This window comes from Luteolibacter pohnpeiensis (genome assembly GCF_016595435.1).
Taxonomy (GTDB): domain Bacteria; phylum Verrucomicrobiota; class Verrucomicrobiia; order Verrucomicrobiales; family Akkermansiaceae; genus Luteolibacter; species Luteolibacter pohnpeiensis.
Genome location: NZ_JAENIJ010000005.1, coordinates 93,146 through 115,773 on the forward strand (window position 1 = coordinate 93,146; position 22,628 = coordinate 115,773).

11 protein-coding genes and 1 pseudogene are annotated in these 22,628 nt (G+C 54.6%); 6 read left to right on the plus strand and 6 right to left on the minus strand.

Translation table 11 applies throughout. The annotated features are described in order from the left end of the window. Window positions 1-252 precede the first annotated feature (252 nt). A complete protein-coding gene (locus JIN85_RS04655) occupies window positions 253-522 on the plus strand; it encodes a hypothetical protein (protein WP_200268114.1) in 270 nt (89 codons plus the stop codon). Between the two features lie 68 nt (window positions 523-590). Here the strand turns inward: JIN85_RS04655 and JIN85_RS04660 are convergent, their stop codons facing one another. Then, window positions 591-4,394 (minus strand): glycoside hydrolase family 2 TIM barrel-domain containing protein, encoded by a 3,804-nt coding sequence (locus tag JIN85_RS04660; protein WP_200268115.1) that lies wholly within the window; start codon window positions 4,392-4,394, stop codon window positions 591-593. A gap of 182 nt (window positions 4,395-4,576) precedes the next feature. Between JIN85_RS04660 and JIN85_RS04665 the strand changes: the two genes are divergently transcribed. Beyond that, window positions 4,577-5,407 (plus strand): alpha/beta hydrolase, encoded by an 831-nt coding sequence (locus tag JIN85_RS04665; RefSeq protein WP_200268116.1) that lies wholly within the window; start codon window positions 4,577-4,579, stop codon window positions 5,405-5,407. 12 nt (window positions 5,408-5,419) lie between these two features. On the opposite strand, the gene JIN85_RS04670 is transcribed toward JIN85_RS04665, so the two are convergent. Together JIN85_RS04670 and JIN85_RS04675 are read right to left on the minus strand one after the other, a co-directional pair. Beyond that, window positions 5,420-7,270, minus strand: coding sequence for a cation:proton antiporter (locus tag JIN85_RS04670; RefSeq protein WP_200268117.1), 1,851 nt, complete (start codon window positions 7,268-7,270; stop codon window positions 5,420-5,422). Between the two features lie 41 nt (window positions 7,271-7,311). Then, entirely contained in the window at window positions 7,312-11,850 is a 4,539-nt protein-coding gene (locus JIN85_RS04675) for a lamin tail domain-containing protein (RefSeq protein ID WP_200268118.1), read from the minus strand. Between the two features lie 423 nt (window positions 11,851-12,273). Between JIN85_RS04675 and JIN85_RS04680 the strand changes: the two genes are divergently transcribed. Both JIN85_RS04680 and JIN85_RS04685 read left to right on the plus strand, forming a co-directional pair. Further along, on the plus strand, window positions 12,274-12,648 hold the full coding sequence (locus tag JIN85_RS04680) for an ElaB/YgaM/YqjD family protein (RefSeq protein WP_200268119.1): 375 nt from the start codon (window positions 12,274-12,276) through the stop codon (window positions 12,646-12,648). A 4-nt stretch (window positions 12,649-12,652) separates the two neighbouring features. After that, window positions 12,653-12,964, plus strand: coding sequence for a hypothetical protein (locus JIN85_RS04685; RefSeq protein WP_200268120.1), 312 nt, complete (start codon window positions 12,653-12,655; stop codon window positions 12,962-12,964). 45 nt (window positions 12,965-13,009) lie between these two features. Here JIN85_RS04685 and JIN85_RS04690 read toward each other — a convergent pair whose 3' ends face one another. Together JIN85_RS04690 and JIN85_RS04695 are read right to left on the minus strand one after the other, a co-directional pair. Further along, entirely contained in the window at window positions 13,010-16,153 is a 3,144-nt protein-coding gene (locus JIN85_RS04690) for an efflux RND transporter permease subunit (RefSeq protein WP_200268121.1), read from the minus strand. A 64-nt stretch (window positions 16,154-16,217) separates the two neighbouring features. Continuing rightward, on the minus strand, window positions 16,218-17,375 hold the full coding sequence (locus JIN85_RS04695) for an efflux RND transporter periplasmic adaptor subunit (protein WP_200268122.1): 1,158 nt from the start codon (window positions 17,373-17,375) through the stop codon (window positions 16,218-16,220). Window positions 17,376-17,494: 119 nt separating this feature from the next. On the opposite strand from JIN85_RS04695, the pseudogene JIN85_RS04700 reads away from it, so the two are divergent. Beyond that, window positions 17,495-18,310, plus strand: a pseudogene (locus JIN85_RS04700) (LysR family transcriptional regulator); the annotation flags it as partial. On the opposite strand, the gene JIN85_RS21240 reads toward JIN85_RS04700, so the two are convergent. After that, window positions 18,264-19,352 carry an LLM class flavin-dependent oxidoreductase gene (locus tag JIN85_RS21240; protein WP_234047235.1) on the minus strand — a complete coding sequence of 363 codons (1,089 nt, stop codon included), beginning with the start codon at window positions 19,350-19,352 and terminating at the stop codon, window positions 18,264-18,266. The pseudogene JIN85_RS04700 and the gene JIN85_RS21240 overlap by 47 nt on opposite strands. 99 nt (window positions 19,353-19,451) lie before the next feature. Between JIN85_RS21240 and mfd the strand changes: the two genes are divergently transcribed. Continuing rightward, on the plus strand, window positions 19,452-22,625 hold the full coding sequence (gene mfd / locus JIN85_RS04705; RefSeq protein ID WP_325108291.1) for a transcription-repair coupling factor: 3,174 nt from the start codon (window positions 19,452-19,454) through the stop codon (window positions 22,623-22,625). The last annotated feature ends 3 nt before the right edge of the window (window positions 22,626-22,628 follow it).

Here is a 22,628-nt window from a genome sequence, read left to right on the forward strand (position 1 = left end):
TCTTGATAGAGCCAGGTGCGTAGCTATCGCAAAAATCGAACGGTCTCCTGAGTGGCGCGCTGGAATATTCATGACAAAGTGGACAGGCCCGAATGGCACGGGCTTAATCCCGTGCCATTCGGGACAGGCCTTTTATAAGAATCGAGCTTGCCGAATTCCGTAGGCTGGGTAAACGCATCGAGGGGTTAGTTTAAGGATAAAAGTAGAGCGCTGAAAAATGAAATTAATGTCTATTGCTCTGATTTTTCCTGCTTGCTCTTGACCGAATGTGATGAGGATGAAAAGTATCCTCGGGAAGTGCTGAACTCTTACATCGAAGCGTGTCGAGATGAGGATATTGTATTGGCCGCAAGTTGCTGGGCTAAGGATTCATTGAGGCGTTTTGATGAAGGTTTCGATGATGGTGGTAGGTCTAATGTCGCTTCGGATTTTATCTTCAGTCGTCTGCATAAGGGCAACGACCGCTCCGTCACGCTAAGTGAATCTGATGTGGGTGATCGAATGTTTTTGGCGATATCATAAAAAATCGGGCGAACCTGGTAAAAGGCTCGCCCGAAAGGTGATTCAAAAACTATAGGCTCGATCTGCGATCAATCGACCGGGACGATGCTGAGGTCCGCGACGGAGCCGAAATCGCCATTCGAGTGGTCATCCAGAATGACAAACTTGATATAGCGAACGGACTGCGGGCTTTTCAGCATGATGGTCTGGCGGGAGTCTTCGTTTGGAAGCGAGCCTTTCGCAGCTGGGTCACCCCATGATTTACCATCGGTGCTGCAATAAACCTCATAGTGATTCGCGCGACCGTTTGAGCTGTCATTTCGTGCAAGCTCGCTGATGCCTTGAATCTTGGTTTCTTCGCCGAGATCGAGAATGAGATCGTGAGGACCATTCACTTGTGGGTTGTAGCTGCTGTGCCAAATCGTGGAGTTGTCGTCGTCAATGGCATGCTCAGGCTCGCCTTCGTTCTTCTGATAGCTGCTTGCGCGGATTTTCCAATTGCGTCGATCCACAAAAGCAGGGAAGTGAACGGAATTCTCAATACTCTGCCCATTTGCCGCATTGCTGCGGACAGAAAGCAAGGCCGCTTTCTTCAACGGAAATGGCTTCGAGTACGAGGTCCATAGTTTACCGTCAGTGGAATAGGAGATTTTGTCTCCCTCGGCACTCAGTTCGACGTTTCCGTCCTTATCGCGTGAAGCGAGCACCGGATGCGCGCGGTTTTGCGGAGGAAGCTCGCGGGCGATCTCACGAACATTGGTTTCGCCTTCCGGCAGAACCCTCAGGCTGTAGGAAAATTCCGCTGGTTCAGAGTAGACGCGATATTGGGGCAGGGGGCGAGGCCCGCAGCTGTTTGAACCGACTCCGAGAGTTTTGGAACCGAGGCAAAGCACGGTTTGACTGCTTTCCGGAAGATCGACCAAATACTCGGCTGGGTCCATTTCTTCATCGGAATAAGGCAAGGCGGAGAATTGCATCGGCTGCCCAAGTGCCTGGACTAAAAGTTGTGGCATGCCATCACCGCCGAGTGCCAACCAGTGAAGATCCTCGTGATTGCCATTTTCCATCGGTTTGGAATACGGAGTCATCATGTCTGGAACCGTGCTGGTATAGAAACCGATGTCCGATCCACGTTTGCGATCAGAATAGTTTTCCATCGGACCACGAGCCAGATAGGCAACGCCATTCAGGCGTTTATCCAGCAACATGCGAACGCCCATTCTTGCGAGATTCACTTGTGTGTCAGAGCATACCACCGCGTTGTCCACGGTGACGGAGCCATCGCCACACACCAGAAATGCAGCGGTGTGGTTGACGGTGAAACCACGATTTCCGGTTAGAAGAATCGAGGAAGTGACACGGACGGTTTTGTCATCCACTTGATCGGCTTTGATCGATAACACATCGGTCTTCATGGTGCCCAAACCAAGTTGGCTCCAGAGGCCGGCGGCGTAGTCGTCGTCGTTGCGGTGTGCGGAGCGCCAGAGATGAAGTTTGGGTCCACCATTCGGAAGTAGAAGGTTGGTATTCCCTTCGATCAATTTGGAAATGGTGCCGGAGTTTTTATCAAAACTCACAGAGAATCCTTCACCGGTGACGTTGATTTCGTCCGATCCGTCTTCAAGCTTGAGCGGCTTCATCGTCGCTTCAGATGCGACTTCCGCAGGGCGGGAAACCGGAATTTCGAATTGGCCGTTCGCAATATCGTAACCCGCCTTTGCCCATGGCTCGTCTTTCGCGAGGGAAACGGTTAAATTCAGATGATAGATGGCACCGGGTTTCGCTTGGATGTTTTTTACGCCGAGTGTCATCGCTTTCTCTTTACCTGGTGCGAGATCAAGCGCTGGCATTTCTCCGGATTGAATCACCTTGCCATCCTCAGTGATGTTCCAGGTGCCGGTGTATTTGCCGATGTTGGTGAAAGCGAATTTGTTCTTAACTTTGATTTTACCAGTTGCGGCATCCACTGCATCGAAAGCGATCCATTGATAGGCGCGCTTCATCTCCGGGTAGTGGGGTTTCGGTGAGCGATCCGAGAAGACGACACCTTTGTGGATGAAATAATGGTTGTTTGGATATTCACCAAATCCACCACCGTAGGCGAGATAGATCCGGTTTGGATTGCGGCGATTCCACAAGCCTTGATCCATCCACTCCCAAACTGCTCCGCCCATCAATTGCGGATATTTGTCGAATACATCGTTGTATTCGCCGATGGAACCCATCGAATTGAACATCGCGTGGGCGTATTCGCACTGATAAAATGGCTTTGTTAGATTATTGGAAAGGGCTGCCTGTTTCATCTCATCGATGGAGGCATACATCCGGCTGTCGATGTCTGCGGGATTGCCGCCACCAATGCCAAATCCTTCGTAGTGAGTCGGCCGGGTATCATCGATTGCTTTGACTGCAGCCAGCGCGCTCCGCAGATTCTGACCTCTGCCACATTCGTTACCGAGTGACCAGATGACGACGGATGGATGATTTTTGAAGTTCTCAACATTCGCCACATTGCGATCGACGAATGCTTTTTCGAATTGCTTGTCATCGGAGATCGATTGCATGCCGTGGCATTCAACGTTTGCCTCAGCAACCAAATAGAGGCCGTATTCATCGCAGAGTTCATACCATTGTGGATCGTCGGAATAATGGCAGGTCCGGACGTGATTGCAGTTCGCTTGCTTGAGGACCTCGATATCGCGGATCATTTGCTCACGGGTGACCGTGTGTCCGCTATCGGGCCAATGTTCGTGGCGATTGGCACCTTTGAGTTTAACCGGGACGCCGTTGATGGTGAAGACCCGATCCTTGATCTCCACTTTGCGAAATCCAACCCGTGATGAAATGGGTGAATCACCAGTAAAGCCGAGCACCACGGTGTAAAGATTCGGAGTTTCCGCAGTCCATTTCAACGGATCCGAAACCTTAAGGTTCACCGAAACGGTGGTCTCGCTGTTCGGGTCCAAGGCGTCGACCGTGACTTTACCCGAAACGCCAGGCACGGGTTTGCCTGATTGATCGTACAAACCGACGATCAGTTGCTTGGATTTTGATCGTTCTTTACCGGAATTCCGAATGATGGCGCTCACTTTCAATTCGGCATCGCGGTAGGCCTTGTCGAGATCTGTGACGACGGTGAAATCGCGGATGGCCACCTCGTTGGGCGCCCAGAGAGTCACGTTGCGGAAGATGCCGGAGAGCCGCCACATGTCCTGATCCTCCAAGTAAGATCCTGAGCAATACCGATAGACTTCCGCCGCAAGCGTGTTGGTTTCGCCACGCTTGATGTAAGGAGTGATGTCAAACTCGGCGACGTTGCGCGAGTTGGTGGAGTAGCCGACTTTTTGGCCGTTGATCCAAAGGAAAAAGGCGGAGTCGACGCCATCGAAATTAATGTGCACCCGGCGACCCTCCCAGTTCTCAGGGATCTCGAAGGTTTTGACATAACTGCCAACTGGATTGCGCTCTTCGTAGGCCGTGTAGTTGCGCGGTGGCTCGGACATGACCCTTGGCGGGTCGATCTTGAAGGTATATCCGAAGTTGCGATAATAGGGAGTGCCGTATCCCTTCACCTGCCAGTTCGATGGGACTGCAATATCGTCCCATCCGCTTACATCATACTCTGGTTTGTAAAAATCTTCAGGTCGGTCTTTCGGCCAATTGACATAATGAAACTTCCATGTCCCGTTCAGCGATTTGGCATAACTTGATGTATATCGGTCAGCGGTGAGTGCTTCCTTTAAATCGGCATACGGCATCAAAGTCGCATGCCAGGCTTCCTTGTTCTCTCCAAGGGCTTCGGCATTTTCGATTTCTGGAGGTAACGGAGCAGCTCTCATCAATTGGGTCAAAGAAAGTGCCAGCAGGGCGGAACGGATGATCGTTGAATTCATAGCAGGCTGTGGAAAATGTTCGGGATTCTCCACCCGGAGATTGAGTTGGCGGATGATCTCACACAAGCCGCGAGCACTCCCCAAATGGGTAGTTATAGGGTGAGCAAGGACTTACAGTTGTCAAACAAGCAGACTTTCAGAGCCGCCTTGACGGCATGCGGATGGGTTCTCAGGCTTTGGGCATGAGGTTGTTTCTTTTTCTGACATGGGTGACCCTCGGAGGATTGCTTCAAGCAAATGCCGAGACAAAAACGGCGGTCGAAACTGGTATTTCATACTATGACTCCAAAGCTCTGGCAACTGCCACCGAGTATCAGAAGGAGCAGTGCAAACTGGATATCTATCACGTGGTGGATGCCCCTGCAGCCCCAACACTGATCTGGTTCCACGGTGGGGGATTGACTGGTGGACATCGGGAATTTCCGAATCTCAAGGATCATGGAATCAATCTGGTGGCTGTAGGCTATCGTTTATCCCCCAAGGGTGAGTTACCCTGCTTCCTGGAAGATGCGGCTGCCGCAACGGCATGGACGATTCAGAATATTTCGAAGTATGGCGGTGACCCGAAAAAAGTTTTTGTCGGCGGCCATTCCGCTGGCGGCTATCTCACCTTGATGATCGGCATGGATCCGCAGTGGTTGAAGCCATATGGCATTTCGATCCATGATCTCGCCGGTTTGATCCCGGTGAGCGCGCAGGTCACAACGCATTTCACGGTGAAAAAGTTAAGAGGCGACACAGGCGATTCGCTTCGCCCGATCATCGATGAATACGCACCGCTTTATTATTCAGCGAAAGAGCTTCCACCCATCTGCCTGATCACCGGAGACCGGAAAATTGAATGGAAATCTCGGGTCGAAGAGAACGCGTTGTTAGATATCACATTGACCAATCTCGGCCAGCCAATGCACGAATTCCATGAAATGCCGGGATTCGATCATGGTTCGATCTTGAACGGATCCATGCCACTCATCGAACCCTTCATTGATAAGGTCGTCTCTTCCAAAAAATGATCGGTTAGAACCTCATGCCGTAGGTGGAAGTTCGGTTGGCGGAACCAAGGCGTAAAGCGCGGTTCCTTCCGCGACTTTGGTCAACTCCGATGGCGCGGGTCGGAGGCCTTTCAGGTCTTTCATGAATAGAATCAGCGCCGATGGATAGGACTCGCGATATTTGTCGAAATCGAACTTCTCGGTGATCATCGACTTTTTCATCACTGCTCCACTTTGCACATAGGAGGTGAGCTGGCTGTGATCTGGACCACCGACAAAGCAAACCCGGCTGCGCAGCTCGTGAGCGATGGATTTGGTATGATGTTCGTTTCGATCTGCGGGGGCGATTTGCCAGACTCCGGCGCGTCCGAATTGGTGAATGAAACGGGTTGCCGCCATGGAGTTAACCTCATCGTTCGGAGTGCCAGCGACAAGGTGTCCGATGCCGTTAAAGTCGATCGATTCCTCTGCAAATTCGGATAGGATGTTGGCTCTCCGTGCATCGAGTCCGAGCATTTTGGCGGTCGCGATGTTTTTGAAGTTTGTATCTAACAAAAGCACCCGGTGACCATCTTCCTGCAGCGGCTTTGCTGCGAGTCTGGCCCAGGCATCCGCTCCAGCGAAGAGCACTCCATCGGAGGTTTTGGATGCCAGGCCAAGCCGCCTGGCCAATGGAGCTGCGGCGAGACCGTAAATACTGACGGTGCCGATGATGATGAGGAATATCAGCGCGACCAACTCTCGCGATTGTTCGGCAATAAGCGGTGACAACTGGACACCAAACCGTCCGTGAACTGCAGCTTCCTCGAACTCGAGGGCAAAGATGGAGGTTACCGCAGCAGCGACGATTCCGCGCGGTGCCAAAAACGCGAGGAAAGTTCTCTCTTTGAACGTGGTTTGCTTTGATCTCCACAAGGACAGATAGACGGATAGGGGACGGCCGATCAAAACCAGAAATGCCAGTAGAATCAGTCCCTTCTCCAACGATGCATGCAAGTCTGCTGCGGAAATCCGACCTGATAGAATGATAAACAGGGAAGAAATGATGAGCGTGCGGAGGTTTTCCTTAAACTCAAGAATATGGCGGACTGAGACACTTTTCTGGTTCGCCAAAGCAACTCCGAGCACGGTCACAGTCAGCAGGCCTGCCTCGTTTTCGATTTGATTCGAGCCAGTGAAGGCAATCGCAACCACGGCCAACAAGAAGACGGGTTGCAAGTAGTCTGGAACCAAATGGTTTTTGAGCAGGAACTCAACGCCTTTTGCGATCAGAAGGGCACCGATAATTCCAACGAGGATCATCACGCCAATTGACTGAAGAAGCTCGGTTCGAGCGGTTACGAAGTCGCTGGCGATCGCAATTTTGAAAACCAGCACTCCTAGGATTGCACCAATCGGGTCGACAACAATGCCTTCCCATTTGACGATCGATCCCATTTTGCGCGTCGGGTTCACATGGCGCAGCAATGGAGCGATCACGGTAGGACCGGTAACTGTTAGAATGCAGCCGATCAGTCCCGCGATGCGGATGTTATATCCAAGCGCATACGTCATGAAGGCGGTGGTCAGTGCAAAAGACAGCACCACGGCAAAGGTGCAGAGCCGCAGAATCGGTAGGCCGGATTCCTTCAACTCTTGGAATTTCAGGGTCAGTCCGCCCTCGAACAGGATGATGGCGACGAACAAACCAACCACCGAGAGAAGTGGGCTGGAATGACCATCGCCTGGTGCGAGAAAGTCATCAATTCGAACGCCGGACCATTGGCCGAAGGCAAACCCGAATCCCAACAGGAGCAGGATCGACGGCAGCTTGAACTTCCAGGCAAGCCACTGGGCAAGGATGCCCAGGGCCAGAATCATGGTCAGGAATACGAGAGGTGACATGTGCACCTCCCATTAATCGCGAATCTACTTTTTTCGACGAGTTATTTCGATGAAATCTCGGTTTCGCCAACCACCCGAACATGGAGGAAACCGGTATCTCCAACTGGGACCGGGGCGCGCCAGGTTTCCGTCATGGTGCCATCGTAGTGGTTGGTCTGCTCGATCAGGATTGGGGAATCTTCCCATGATTCGAGATCAGTCGAGAATTCCACATGATACGTGAGATCGGTTGCCGCGATGTTGCGCAAGAAGGTGATGGTCAAGTAGGTCTCCACATTGCCATCGACCGTGAGTTGCTGAAGGCCGGAATCCGGTCCCTGATTGGTCGAAGCGGGATCTGAGTTAAACGCGTATTCCAATAAATTGACGAGGCCATCGCCATCGTCGTCATCCAAAGATGAACCTGTTAGATTTTGATGGGATGCCCAGGTTTCGAATGATAACTGATCTTGATAGCCAGGTGTGCCGCCAGGGTAGGGGCTTGCCATCCAATTTTCAGGCAGTGAAGGATCAGGCTGCGAATCCGGATGGATCAGCACCAAGCTGCGACCATCGGTATCCGCTTCCGTAGGCCAAGGGGCCGAATCCGAATAGGTGAAATCCACCAGTGGCAGTCCTGCAGCAGATAGCAGCTGGATTCTTTCGCCGGAATTTTTCAAGGCACCGACGTAGGTGCCTGCGATGTTTCGGCCCGGCCCATAGCGGAAGGCAAAGGCATGGGCATTGGGAACGATGACGCATGATTCGCCGGGCGCGAGAATGAAACCCGAGGGGAATGTGAAGGTGATGCCTTTTTCAAAATACGCACCTGTTAGATCATAGGATTCACTTCCCACATTTCGAATTTCCATGAATTCGAAAAGCTCCTGGTCATCAAATCCTGCCGAAATTTCGGCAAGTGTCGGATTGCTGGGTTTGTAGAGCATTTCGCTGACTACAATCGGGCCCGGGGCAGGGGCGACTCCAGCGATGAATTGGATGGGCTCCGACCAGTGACTCCAACGCCCGGTTTGATCCTGATGGCGAACCCGGGCGCGATAAGCGTGGCCGGATTTACAAACGGTCGCGGGAATCAATATCGAGCTATTGAAAGTATCGATCGGACCGCTGTCGAAATCGCTGTTCCACTCCAGTTTTACTTGATCGGCTGGATCGTATGCGGGAGCGGTAGGATTTGTGACTTCGGCGATCCGCCACTGCATGGCTGCAAAATCTCCGGTACCTTGTGGGTCGGAAAAGGCGCTGCTGGAGAAACTCAGCGATGAGGTCACGAAATCGCCGGGACCGGTGTAGGTGATCACCGGTGTGTTGGGGATGGTGTTCGCTTCGCTGGAGTCCACTCCGCGTTGAAGTTGATCCATGAATGCAGCTCTTCCTCCGCTCGCGACATCACCGCCAGGCCAGCTGCCACCAACCCAGGCGAATTGTTTCATGTCGATGACGAGATTCTCAAGCGAGGTGGCACCCGCTCCACCGAGGCCGTCGTAATTTCCTGCGGAAGATGGAGCTCCTTTCCAACGGATGGAATCGGCCGGAACGAATGGAGCGATTTTTGCGGCGAATTCATCAAGCAGGGGATCAATTTGATCTTCCTGCCACAACAGATCACGGACCTCGCGAACCGCGTTGAAATATTGCGGGTAGAGTCCGGAATTGGCAGGATTGTCAAAAATCGCGGCGTAGACGACGTCCTTGCCTTCGTTCCAGGTTGGCCCCCAGGTGGCGTCGACATCGTTCGGCATGGTCCACAGTTTGCCCAAGTGATCGGTTTGGTCGGTGAAATCCGGTTCAAAGTAATAAGCCGCATTGTTGTCACCAGTTGGCCAATAGTCGTAATGGCGCACTGCCTGGCAGAGGGCGTGGTAATACGACCACTTTTCAACATTCACATATCTGCGGATGAAGGCTTCATCCTTGCTGCTATTTAGATTCTGATAGATGTTGTCATGATCCGAGCCATCGCTCACGGCATCCGGGGCTTGATATCTTTGCTCTTCTAGCCCTGCCGTTTCATCCCGTGTCAGCTTGTAAACGTTGCCTTTTTCAAGTTCGTGGGAGTCGAGGAAATTGCTGTCATAATCCTCGTGGATCATAATCAGTCCCCAAAAGTCGCCATGGTAGGCATCCGCTTGTTCTTGCGCGGTCGTTACAGTGCGGAAGTGTCCCCAATTCGCGCGGGGCGAGGGAATGCCGATCGTTTCCCAGAGATGGAAGTTGATCATTTCGTTCAGTGAATAGGTCAACGTTCCGCGATTTTCCCAGCAGTTTTCGGTGGTCATGCTGTTCCATTTCGTGGGTAGCAGATTTCCGTCATTATCCCGGTTTTGGAAGTCGTAGCCTTTATTGAAAAAGAATCGGAACCCGCGCTTGCTGGTGTAATAGTAGCGTCCGTTTCCGCCGTGGAGGCGATACTTGATATGATCGTAAACGACTCCTTCGAATACAAACGCGCCTTCCCAGTTTTCGTATGTCCAGCTCGGGGTGTTCCCGCTAAGTTGGTCTGCGGAATTATAGGCCACGCACTGATCGTAATCCTGTTGACGGGTGAGGAATTGATAAACAGGCAAGGTCTGTAAAGTTGAGGCGGATACTCCCTGATAATCGGGCACTCCGTCGTAGACATAACAAGCAAAGTTTTTTGATTCGTCGTCGTCAAATGGTGCGCGTGCAGATTCGTTTTGCAGGTCGGTTGCGGAGACCCGGTAACGAACCAATGTCCGGTTGTTCTGGCCGGGGATCACCGCCGTGAAAATCCCGTCACCCGGAACTGCGTCTCCATGAGTGCCATCGTCCCACATGGGGATGTTGGTCCAGTTCGCCGGATCTTCAAAAGCGGGATTCGGCGTGCGGGGGAGGTTGGTGTTAAATTGATGATCGACGATCGGAAGTGGCAAATAGGCCGGGATGTAATTGCCCGGTGAAACGATCTGATAAGAGAGCGTCGCGGAGGCGATCCCATCTGCGTCGCTTAACTTAGCGGTGACAACCATGGCTTCGTTCGAGGTTGGTTGAGTCGGAGCATGCACAACCTCCTCAATGTTCGGTGCAGGATTGATTTTGAACTGATAGTTTTGTGCTCCCGGAGAAGCGATTTCCATGGTGGCTTCGCCATCCGGAACGATGGAGGCACGCCAGGAACTTCCAAGATTTGGATCGAGAAGCGGATTGACCAATTCCGCAGAGGCTCCGTCGCCATTGGCCGCGCATGGCCATGGAAATCCGGAACGATAACTGACCTCGGCGACGGTCTGCTCGGATGTATCTGTTAGAGTGATCGTTTCGCCGTCCGAGCTGAGGGATTTTTCATAAGGACCCAGCGCCGATACGTTCCATAATGCTGCCACCGTGGCGGGGTTTTGAGCGATGACGAGATAGCCACCAGCTTGCATGGTCGTGCCTGCTGGGAAGGTGAAGTCAATCGCGCCACTGAGGGTCCAGCCACTGATATCGACCGGTGATTGATCGAAATTGAATAGCTCAATGAAATCGCTGTGAACCGTGTTATTCAGTCCGTTGTAGTGGATCTCATTGATCAGAACCCGACCATTCTCCGGGAGTTCGGGGAGGATGGACTCGACGATCGCGGAGGCTGAACCAGTTCCAGCTGAGTTTTCCGCTTCAATTCGATAGTAATGGGTTTGTCCACCGCTGGCCGTGGTATCGAGGTATGAGGTGCTGGTCATTCCCGTTGCGATCGGATTGAATGGGCCGCTTTCAGAATCGGAGCGGAGCACGGTGTAACTGGTGGCACCTGCCGTTTCCGCCCAGGAGATGCGCGCTCCATTCGCAGCCACTCGAGTTGGAACGAGCGGAGTGCTGCCTCCTGAAAGACTGTATTTTCCTAAAATGGCGGATTCGTATGCTGATAACTCGGATGAGTCTAGTACTTCATCGAGGACGATGATCTCGGCGATGTCACCCGTTAGAAAATTATAAGGCCCAGGTTGGGCTCCTATGGCAATTTGTTGGAAGGCGTCCAATGACTGATTGCCTACATCCGTCGAAACATCGCGCAGTGACTGATCGACGTAGAGCGAAATGGTAGAACTCGCCGTATTGCGCACGAAACTTAGCAAATGGGGAGCGCCATCATCGAATCCCTGCGGGGAACGAATGGTCACGTCTGGAGATCCCGTGCCGGCGATGACCCGGCCGCTTTCACTCAAAGCGATGCCAAAGTCATCGGTGACCCCAGGGGTTTCCGCGCTTACCAGACCGGCCCCTGAATAGAAATTGCTGGAGGAGCCTGATCCTGCGGAAGATTTGAACAACACCAGTATGGTGAAATCGCCATCGATCGGGCGGGAAAAGGACATCGATTGGCTACCATCGAAATGCACCGAGGGGAGTCCGTTCATGCCTTGCAGATCCAGCGTGGGGGCTGCTCCGACGGCCTGCGCGAGATGCCCATTTTGGCTGGAGTCGATCCATTGGCTGACTGCGGATTCCGCTTCAGATTGAATGGAATCAGCTTTGAACCAGGCCACTGGATCGGCGATGGATTCAGAATAGCCAAACAGTAGCAATGCCATGGGAGCAACGGCGGGAAAGTGCCGTAGCGCGGTGCGATATAAATTCATGTAGATGGGTTTTCTCCGGTTGAAAGCGTGGGTAGGGGCTTTCACCGGTCGGATTTTGGATGGATTTTCCCGCGGGGGTTAGGGCGGGAGGCAATCAATCCTGGAGGGGTTCGGGGTCTGGAATTTGACAAAAAAATCGGGTTCGCCAAGCACGTTCGCGGAAAGTTGAGATTTCCCTTATTTCTGGATTCGAACGCTGAGGTAATAATCCAGCGATGATTCCGAACCCATTATCTTCTGATCGGTTGACTGGGAGTAATGATGGAATCCCATGTTTTTGCATCTGGGTCGCGCAATTTGCAATATTTTCGACTCGTCTTCATTTCTTCAGCTGTTTATTCAAATTGCCAGAAATGAGATGGTTAAACGAATATGATGCAGATTCTCAAAGAGGGCCTGGATTATGCGAAGGGATTCGTAGCTATGACGAACGAACCATCCTTAAGTGACGCTGAATCCAACCTTCGCAGCTTCGCAGAAAAAGAAGCGCAGGTTGTGAAAGAAAAATCCGCAGAATTGTATCACAACGTGAAGAGCAAAGGCGAAGACGCCGCAGCTTGTGCGGATGAATACATTCGCAAGCGCCCGCTGCCAGTTGTCGCCGGGGCCTTGGTCTTCGGCCTCGCAATCGGTTATCTGGCTTCCGCTTCCCGCCGTGAACCTGCATGTCTTTGCAGCCGGCTTCGTGGCCATCTTGACGATGCCACAGATCAAGCGCGGGATCTAATTCCTGCTGATCTTTTGGGCGACCTTTCGTCCGGCCTGAGCCGCTTCACCCACCATCTTAAATTCTGGTAATTTTATGTCTGAATACACTCCAAATCCCAGCGAACCACCCACTATCGAAGAAGGGGTCTATGCATTGTTTGATGATGCGAAGAAGACCTTGAAGGAAAAGTATCACCAGTGCGAAGCCTGTGTGTCAGAGTCGCCAACGAAGGCGATGATTGCAGCAGTCGCCGCTGGATATGTTTTGCACCGGCTACCGATTCGCTCGATTGTTGTCGCCAACGTGCGACTTGTCTCAGCTTTGGCCGGGCCAGCCTTGTTGGCCTTTGGTGCGGCAAAAGCTTGCGAGTTCCTGCAGAAGGAAGCTCGCAAGCATGCCGAGTGAGTTCGTTAAAAACGGCTTAAGCCATTTTCAAACCCCATCCGTCGCTCAGATGGTTGGGGTTTTTCCGTGGGTTTCGAGTCCCGGATCGTGACCGATGATGCGGTGCACGATCTTCATCACGACCACAAAGAAGATCGGAACGAAGAAAATCGCGAGGATCGTGCCGGAAAGCATCCCCCCGGCAACACCGGTGCCGATCGCGTTCTGGCTTGCAGAACCAGCGCCGGTGCTCAGGACGAGAGGCACCACACCGAGGATGAATGCCATGGAGGTCATCAAAATCGGGCGCAAGCGCAGCTTCACCGCTTCGAGAATCGCCGGGATGAGCGCCTTGCCCTCTTTCATCAGATCCAGGGCGAACTCGATGATCAGAATCGCGTTTTTCGTCGACAGACCGACGGTGGTGAGGAGACCGACTTTGAAATACACGTCGTTTGGCAGATCCCGATAGGTCGCGGCAAGAAGTGCGCCGAAAATCCCAAGTGGAACCACCAGGACCACCGCGATGGGAATCGACCAGCTTTCGTAGAGCGCTGCCAAGCAGAGGAACACGATCAGGAACGACACCGAATAGAGCATGGGGGCCTGGTTTCCGGAGATTTTCTCTTCCAGAGATTGTCCGGACCACGAGTAGCCGATTCCATTGGGCATTTTGCTGGCGATCCGCTCCATCTCAGCCATCGCATCACCCGATGATTTGCCAGGGGCTGCGGCGCCGACGATGTTGACCGCTGGCACGCCGTTGTAGCGTTGCAGCTGGGGCGAACCGAATGACCACTCGATTTTGGTCACTGCGGAAAGCGGAACCATTTTTCCTTGGTCGTTGCGCACATAGACTTTGCCGATGTCTTCGGGAGTCATTCGGAATTTGGCGTCGAGTTGGACGATTACGCGTTGCACCCGCGGGCCGTTCACGAAGTTGTTCACGTAGTTGGACCCGAATGCGGTTTGCATGGTCGTGTTGATCGAGGCAAGGGAGACGCCCAGGGCAGCTGCCTTGTCCTGATCAAGCTCGATTTTCATCTGTCCGGCATCGGCCAAACCTTGGACACGAACCCCGGCTAGAACTTTGCTGTTCGCTGCTTCTGCGAGCAATTGCTTCTGCGCCGCGATGAGTTTGTCGTGACCGACGTTTCCGTTGTCCTGCAGCCAGAAGTCGAAACCGGCGGACGTTCCGAGCTCGGGAATCGCGGGTGGGTTGAGGGCGACTACAAATGCGTCCTTGATGCCTCCGAGATGGGCCATGGCGCGTCCGATGATGGCATGGACCTTATGCTCTTTGCCTTCACGTTCTTCCCACGGTTTGAGGCGGACGAAGGCAAGTGCGGAGTTTTGGCCACGGCCGTTGAAACTGAAACCGGCGACGGTCAGATAGCCGTCCACTTCCGGCTGCTTGCTGAAGTAGTCTTCCACTTGGAGGATCACTTCGTGGGCACGCTCAGCGGTGGCACCGGTTGGCAGCGAAATGTTGGTCAGGAAGTAGCCTTGGTCTTCTTCTGGCAAGAATGCGGAAGGCATTTTCTTATAAAGATTGGCCACGGCGAACAACACGCCCAGGAAGACCACGAAGCCAATGACTCCGTGTTTGACGAACCGGGCGACCACGGATTGATAGCCGGTGGAGGTTTTGTCGAACGTGCGGTTGAACCAACCGAAGAAGCCACGCTTCTCGTGATGATGTCCGGCTTCAACCTGCTTCAGCAGCACCCCGCAAAGTGCCGGAGTCAGCGTGAGGGCGAGGAAAATGGAGAACACCATGCAGGAAACCATCGATACCGAAAACTGACGGTAAATGGTTCCCACCGAGCCGCCGAAGAAGGCCATCGGGATGAACACAGCGGTCAGCACCAGAGTGATGCCGACCAGCGCGCCGGTGATCTGGCCCATGGCTTTCTTGGTGGCCTCTTTCGCGGTGAGACCTTCCTCACTCATGATCCGTTCGACGTTTTCAACCACCACGATGGCGTCGTCCACCAGAATCCCGATAGCGAGCACCATGCCGAACATGGTCAGCACGTTGAGCGAGAAGCCCATGGCGAGCATCAAGCCGCAGGTTCCGAGCAATGCGACCGGAACCACGATCGTGGGAATCAAGGTGGCGCGGAAGTTCTGCAAGAACAGGAACATCACGAGGAACACCAGAATGATGGCTTCGACCAGGGTGTGGATCACGGTTTCGACCGAAATTTTGACGAAGGTGGAAGTATCAAGCGGGAAGAAAACTTTCACCCCAGGCGGGAAGAATTTCTCCAGACGCTCGACTTCGGCCTTGATGGCGTTTGCCGTGTTGAGCGCGTTGGCACCTGGTGACAACTTGATCGCGGCGGCGACCGATGGGGTTCCATTGATCCGGGCTTCGGGAGTGTAGGCCTGACCACCCATTTCGACGCGGGCGACGTCTTTCAGATAGACCCGTGAGCCGTCGGTGTTGACGCGAAGGACGATGTTGTTGAACTGCTCAACCGTCGCAAGTGTGGAGCGGCCTTGGAGAATGATATTCATCTCCTGGCCGGGCGCGGCTGGCAGGTCGCCAATCTGCCCGACTGCCACCTGGGTGTTTTGAGCTTGGAGAGCCTCGTTCACTTCCAGCGGTGTCAGATTGTAGCTGAACAACTTGTTGGGATCCAGCCACACGCGCATGGCGTATTCCGTGCCGAATTGGTTGATCTCACCGACGCCTTGCACCCGGCGGAGCGGATCAAGCATGGAGGCGGACATGTAGTTGCCGAGTGCAACCGAGTCCATGCTGCCATCTTCCGATCCGAGGGCGATGATCATGAAGAAGTTCCGGGTCGCTTTGGCCACCACCACACCGGATTGCTGCACGGTTTGTGGTAAGCTGGGGGTTGCGAGCTGAACCTTGTTCTGCACCTGGACTTGCGCCGTGTCGGGATCGGTCCCCGGTTGGAAATACAGGGTGATGACTGCCCGGCCGGTGGCATCACTGGCGGAGGAGATGTAGAGCAGGTTATCGATACCGTTGAGCTGCTGCTCGATGACCGAAGTCACGGTGTCGCTCAACGTTTCGGAGGAAGCACCGGCGTAAGTCGCGGTGACCGAGATCGAGGGTGGCGCGACGCTCGGATATTGAGCGACCGGCAGCTGGGTGATGGAGATCACGCCCAGAAGGCAGATCAAGATGGAGACGACGACCGCGAAAATCGGGCGTTCGATGAAGAATCGGGCCATGAAGGATGAGGAATTTGGATGGGAAAGGAACGCGGATGGGGATGTGCAGCATGAAGGCTACAACTCAGCCTTCACCGGTTTTTTTGTCCGGTGCTTTGGGGGTGTAGGGCTCGGTCACGACTTTCGTTCCAGGGAACGCTTTCATGCCCTCAATGATCACGGTATCGCCTTTTTGCAGGCCGGAAGTTACGACCCACTTGTCGCCGACGGGATCTGCCGTCTCGATCATCTTCAGCTGGGCCTCGTTTTTGTCGTTCACGACCATGACGCTGGCCTTGCCATTTTGCTGACGGGTAACAGCGCGCTGAAGCACGGTAACCGCATCTTTGCGAATCGCTTCGACGACGCGAATGCGGGCAAACATGCCCGGCAGCAGGACGCGGTCAGGGTTTGGAAATTCCGCACGCAGCGTGACCATGCCTGTCGTTTCATCGACTGTCACTTCGGAGAACAAAATGCGTCCTTTGACGGAATATTCCGTGCCGTTTTCGAGGATCAAAGTCGCACCGGTCTGATCGTCAGGAACTTTACCCAGCGAGCCTTTTTCCATGGCCTGGCGCAGGGAGATCATATCGCCGCTTGGTTGGGTGAAGTCGAAATAGATCGGATCCAATTGCTGGATGGTGGCGAGAAGGGTTGCTTCTCCTTCGCCAACCAAGGCTCCTTCTGTCACGATGGCACGACCGATCCGACCGGAAATCGGTGCGGTGACGGTGGCGTAGCCGAGGTTCAGCTCGGCAGTTTTCAACGCGGCTTCAGCGCCTTGAATCTGGGCATTTGCAAGGGCGACCGCGTTTTCCGCATCATCGAGATCCTGCTGACTGACTGCGTTTGAGGCGGAAAGACCACGCAGACGTTTCACATTCACCTCGGCGATAGAGGAATTGGCTTTGGCAGTTGCCAGCGAGGCGGCGGCACTGTCGCGTGCGGCTTGCAGTGGCTCGGGATCGATCTGGAACAGAACGTCGCCTTTCTGAACTTCAGCGCCTTCGACAAATTTCTTTTGCAGCAGAATGCCGGGGACACGTGCGCGGACATCCGCGGTGCGGACGGCATCGATGCGGCCAGGGTATTCGCGAGTGATGCTAACGTCTTCAGTACCAGCTGGAAGTACGGATACGGCAGTTGGTCCGGGTGGTGGGCCTGCGGCCTCCTCTTTCTTGCAGGATGGCAGGATCAGGAAAGTCGCAAGGGTGAGTGGAATGAACAGGTGGGGCTGCATGGTGGGTAAGAAATTGGACAAACGAATGTTTGATGGCGGGCTAGTTAGCATCGAATCGAACGATTCGGAATGATTTTGAAGTTTGCACCCTAGTAACCAGCAGTTACTACTGCGGCGGGATGGAACTCAGACATTTGAGATATTTCGTGGCGGTCGCGGAGGACCTCAGTTTTCGGAAAGCGGCAAATCGGTTGCATGTCAGTGGTCCGGCGTTGAGCAAGCAAATCCGGAACCTGGAGGAGGAAACCGGAGTGAAGCTTTTGGAGCGGACAACGGTGGCGGTATCATTAACAGAGGCGGGAAAGGTGTTCTTGGCGGACGCCAGGCAGCTCCTGACGCAGTCGGAGATGGCTGTGGCGCGGGCGTTGCAAACCCAGTCTGGGCAGAGCCGGGCGCTCCGGATCGGCAGCGTTGGGATCATTGCCACTGATTTCCTTCCGCTGACGCTGAAGAAATTCAGGGACCGATACCCTGGAGTCGAGATTCAATTTGTCGAAATGCTTCCGCTTGAGCAGTTGGAGGGGCTGAAACGGGGAACCATCGACATCGGGTTTGCCTATGGCCAGGATGCCTTGGCGAATTCCGGGCTGCGCAGCTTGTGCGTGGTGCATTCGCAATTTGGCGTCGCCGTCTCTTCGCAACATGCCTGGGCGGGGCGCAAATCCGTGGCACTGCCAGAAATCCGCGATCTGGTGATTTACAGTATCGGCAAGGAGCCTCGCTCGGTTCATCAGGAGGATGTATGCGGATTCTGTGCCAGGGAAGGTTTCACGCCGACCAACCTCCGGCGGGTGGCGGGATTTGATTCACTGATCAATCTGATCGCGGCCGATCAGGGGATTTCATTGCTGCCCCAGGTCCTGGATCTGAAAAATCAGGGCATCCACATCATTCCACTGGAAGAAAGCTCGAATTACGATTTTCGGATGTGGGCGGCGTGGAATCATCAATCGCGCAATCCTGCGGTGGATTATTTCGTGCATCTGTTAGAGAAGCGGGAACCTTCATGACTTCCGCGAGGATTTCGAAAGAGCGAAGCCGGGCGGTTTGATCAAAGATTTGTGCGGTGGCGATGACTTCATCTGCTGCCGTATCCTTGATGAAATTCGTTAAATCCTGCTGCACGGTTTCCGCGCTTCCAACCATGGAGCAGCGCGACATTCTGCCGACTTGCTGTTGTTCCGCCAGTGTCCAGTGAAGGTGCCTGGCGGGTGGCGGGAGCTGCTGCGGTCCCCGGCGAATCAAGTTGAGGAATTGCTGCTGCAGGGTGGTGAAGAGGAAACGGGCCTCATCATCGGTATCGGCCGCGACGACGTTCACACAGACCATGGCGTGTGGCTCGGGATGGGCTGCGGATGGACGATAGTTTTTCCGATAAAGCGAAAGGGCGGTGTGCAGGTAATCGGGGGCGAAATGCGAAGCAAAGGCAAACGGCAAACCAAGCTCTGCTGCCAATCTTGCGCTGAAATCACTGGAGCCTAACAAATAGAGTGGAACCTTTGAGCCAACCCCTGGGATCGCCTTCAAAGCTTGTCCCGGTTCAGCATCATCCAGGTAGCCCTGAAGTTCTAACACATCCTGCGGGAAGGTATCGCCACTGCTGCCCAGATTGCGGCGCAGTGCTTTTGCGGTTAGCGGATCTCCGCCGGGAGCGCGCCCGAGGCCGAGATCGATTCGCCCCGGAAACAAAGCTTCCAGAGTTCCAAATTGTTCAGCGATCACCAAGGGCGCGTGATTTGGTAGCATGATGCCACCGGAGCCAACCCGGATGGATTGGGTGCCAGCTGCAACATGACCGATCAGCACGGAGGTGGCGGCGCTGGCGACACCGGGGATGTTGTGGTGCTCCGCCAACCAGAACCGGTGATAACCGAGCGATTCGACATGCCGCGCCAAGGCCAGCGTGTGAGCAAAAGATTGAGAAACACCTTCGCCCTGGAGGATGGGGGAAAGGTCGAGCACCGAGAGAGGAATCATGCCGGACCGTATCGCGGTTTCAGCAGATAGCAAAAATCCGAATCTTTGTGGTTTGTCAGTTTCCTTGCGCGAGCGCTGGATCGCGCCTATTCCTGCGGCGTGGCCCAAACGGACCCCATCACGCGCGGCCTGCTGCGGCGCGCCATCACGCTGCCGGAATTTGCCGAACGCCTGGCCCCATTGGCTGCTGGCGATGGAGAGGTCGTGCTCGATCACTCGGCCGAGGCGGCTCACGCGTTTTTGTTGGCGGTTTCGATCGGTGCCGCGCGCGACGCGAAAAAATCCCGCTGCTGGGTGGTTTGTGATCTCCCACGGCAACGCGAACGCCTCGCGGCAGAATTGGAACTCTGGAACATCCGTGCGCTTTGCCTTCCGGAACCGCCTGCGGAAACGGGGGATGGAACGGTGGCCGATCCGGAGTCGGCAGCGGAATGGTTTGCCGTGCTGGAAGTTCTGGCCCGATCGGAAAGCTGTGTGGTGCTTTGCGGAAGCGATGCCTTCGATGGGCCTGCGCCATCGCCCGGCTCCTTGCGAGCCAGCCGCACCGCGCTGAAGCCTGGGCTTACGTTGGACCCGGTCGAGCTCGCCGAAACTCTCACCGGAGCCGGTTATGAAAGGGTGCCGACCGTTGCCGCCCGCGGCCAATTTGCGGTTCGTGGTGGGATTCTCGACTTGTTTGCTTGGCAGGCACCGAAGCCACTCCGGCTTGAGTTTTTTGATACCGAACTGGAATCCGTCCGCGAATTTGACCTCGATTCCCAAGCATCGACGCGGAAATTGTTAGAAGCGGATCTGTTGCTGGCGGAACCGGTGTCCGAAGCGACGGTCGCCGACTACCGACGCCCTGATGATGTTTTCATTTCCCTGGCTGCGGATGTTTCACGGCCGGATGTCCGGATTTTGGAAGGGGCTGCGGAATACAACTCCGAGGAAGATTTCACGCTCGCTTGTTTCGGCAGTCCGCTTGGGTCGTTCGAGGCTGGCGATTTCGTGTTGGAGCAATCACGGCGCGATCATTTCTTCCGGCAGCTCAATGATTGGAAACGCGATGGCTGGGACGTGGCGATGGTCTTTTCCAACAAGGGCGAGCAGGAGCGCTTCGCGGAACTCGCGGGCAAGGATTTGCAGCGCGATCTGGGATTGCAACCGGTGCGCGGTGAACTCCTGGCAGGTTTCACGGTGCCGGTTCTCAAACTGGCGGTTCTTTCTTCGTCCGAACTTTTCGGCCGATATCGCAGTGGCGGGCCGCGTCGCTCCTCACTGGATCAAGCGCGCGCCGCCCGCGCCCGGGCAACCGTCGATGAGATGGAAGAGGGCGATCTGGTGGTTCACTATGAATACGGCGTTGCTCGATTCCGCGGCATCCAGCAAGGCGACGAGGGCGAGGAATTGGTTCTGGAATATCGCGATGGCTCCTTGCTCGGAGTGCCGCTCGAACAGGCGCATCTGGTCGGCAAGTACGTGGGTCTTGGCGGCAAAACCCCGGAACTGAACAAGCTCGGCAGCACCGCATGGAAAAACGCCAGAAAGGCCGCGGAAAAATCGATTCTCGACTACGCGGCGCAGCTGCTGCGGGTGCAGGCCGAGCGCCAATCCGAAAGTGGCTTTGCGCATCCGCCGGATTCCAAGTGGATGTGGGAATTCGAAAATTCATTCCACTACACCGAAACCGCAGACCAACGGCGCTCAATCGAAGAAACGAAGCTGGACATGGAGTCCGGCAAACCGATGGACCGGCTCATTTGCGGTGACGTCGGATTTGGTAAAACCGAGGTCGCAATCCGCGCCGCGTTCAAGGCGATCACCGGCGGCAAGCAAGTCGCGCTGTTGGTGCCGACCACAGTGCTCGCGGAGCAACATTGGCGCACCTTCCGCGAACGAATGTCGGATTATCCGATGCGGGTCGATTTGCTGAACCGATTCCGCACGGCTGCGGAAGTGCGCGAAACCTTGGCCGGTCTGAAGGACGGTTCGGTGGACATGGTCATCGGCACCCATCGTCTGGTTTCCGGCGATGTTCAATTCAAGGACCTCGGCTTGGTGGTGATCGATGAGGAGCAACGCTTTGGCGTCGCCCACAAAGAAAAGTTCAAGCAGCTGTTCCGTCAGGTGGATGTGTTGACGCTTTCCGCGACCCCGATTCCGCGGACGCTTTACATGGCTCTCATGGGCGCGCGTGACATGTCGACCATCGAGACCCCGCCGCCGAATCGGGTGCCGGTGGCGACGACGGTTTGCGCGTACGATGAGAGGGTGATCCGCGATGCGATCCGGCGTGAAATGAAACGCGGTGGTCAGGTGTTTTTCCTGCACAACCGGGTTAAAACCATTGAGCTGATGGCCTCGAAGCTCCGTCAGTTGGTGCCGGAGGCGCGAATTGTGATCGGCCACGGGCAAATGGACAAATCCGACCTCGAAGTGGTGATGCATTCGTTCGTCCGGGGTGAGGCGGATATTCTTTTGGCAACCACGATCATCGAAACCGGGATCGATATTCCCAATGCCAACACGATTCTCATCGATCGCGCCGATCGGTTTGGCCTTGCCGATTTGTATCAGCTTCGCGGTCGGGTCGGCCGGGCGGGGGAGAAGGCGTATGCGATTCTTTTGTTGCCGCGTGATATGATGACAGTGGGTGATGCGCGAAAACGGATTCACGCGATCAAGCAATACACCGCCTTGGGTTCGGGATTCAAAATTGCGATGCGTGACCTGGAAATTCGCGGCGCGGGTAATTTGCTAGGGACCAAGCAATCGGGCCACATTTCACAAATCGGATTCGATCTTTACTGCCAGCTGCTTCGCCAATCGGTCGATCGTCTCAAAGGGCGTAAAAACGCGCCGCAGGGTGAGACCAACTTTAAAGCCGATTTCGTCGCCTTTTCCGAGTCCAGCTGGTCGCGCGCCGATCCGAAGACCACGCTTCCGGCGTTCCTGCCAGCCGGGTGGTTGGAGGAAACCAAAATCCGGATTTCCGCGTTTCGCGAGCTTTCCGAAGCCGGGACCGAGAAAGCGGTGCAGGCACTGGAAACTGCTTGGCGTGACAAATTTGGCAGAATCCCTGATCCGGCTGCCAATTTGCTAAAAATTGCACAAATTAAGGCAATTGCTGCCGCTGAGGGGATAGCATCCGTGGAAATTCAGGGTCAAAGGCTGATGTTGCATCGCAATGGCGATTACATCATGCTCGAAGGCCGCAGGTTTCCCCGCTTGCAATCGGCTAGTCCCCAAGGGAAGCTGGCCGAGGCCATTACTCTTTTGCTAAACTTCTAAATT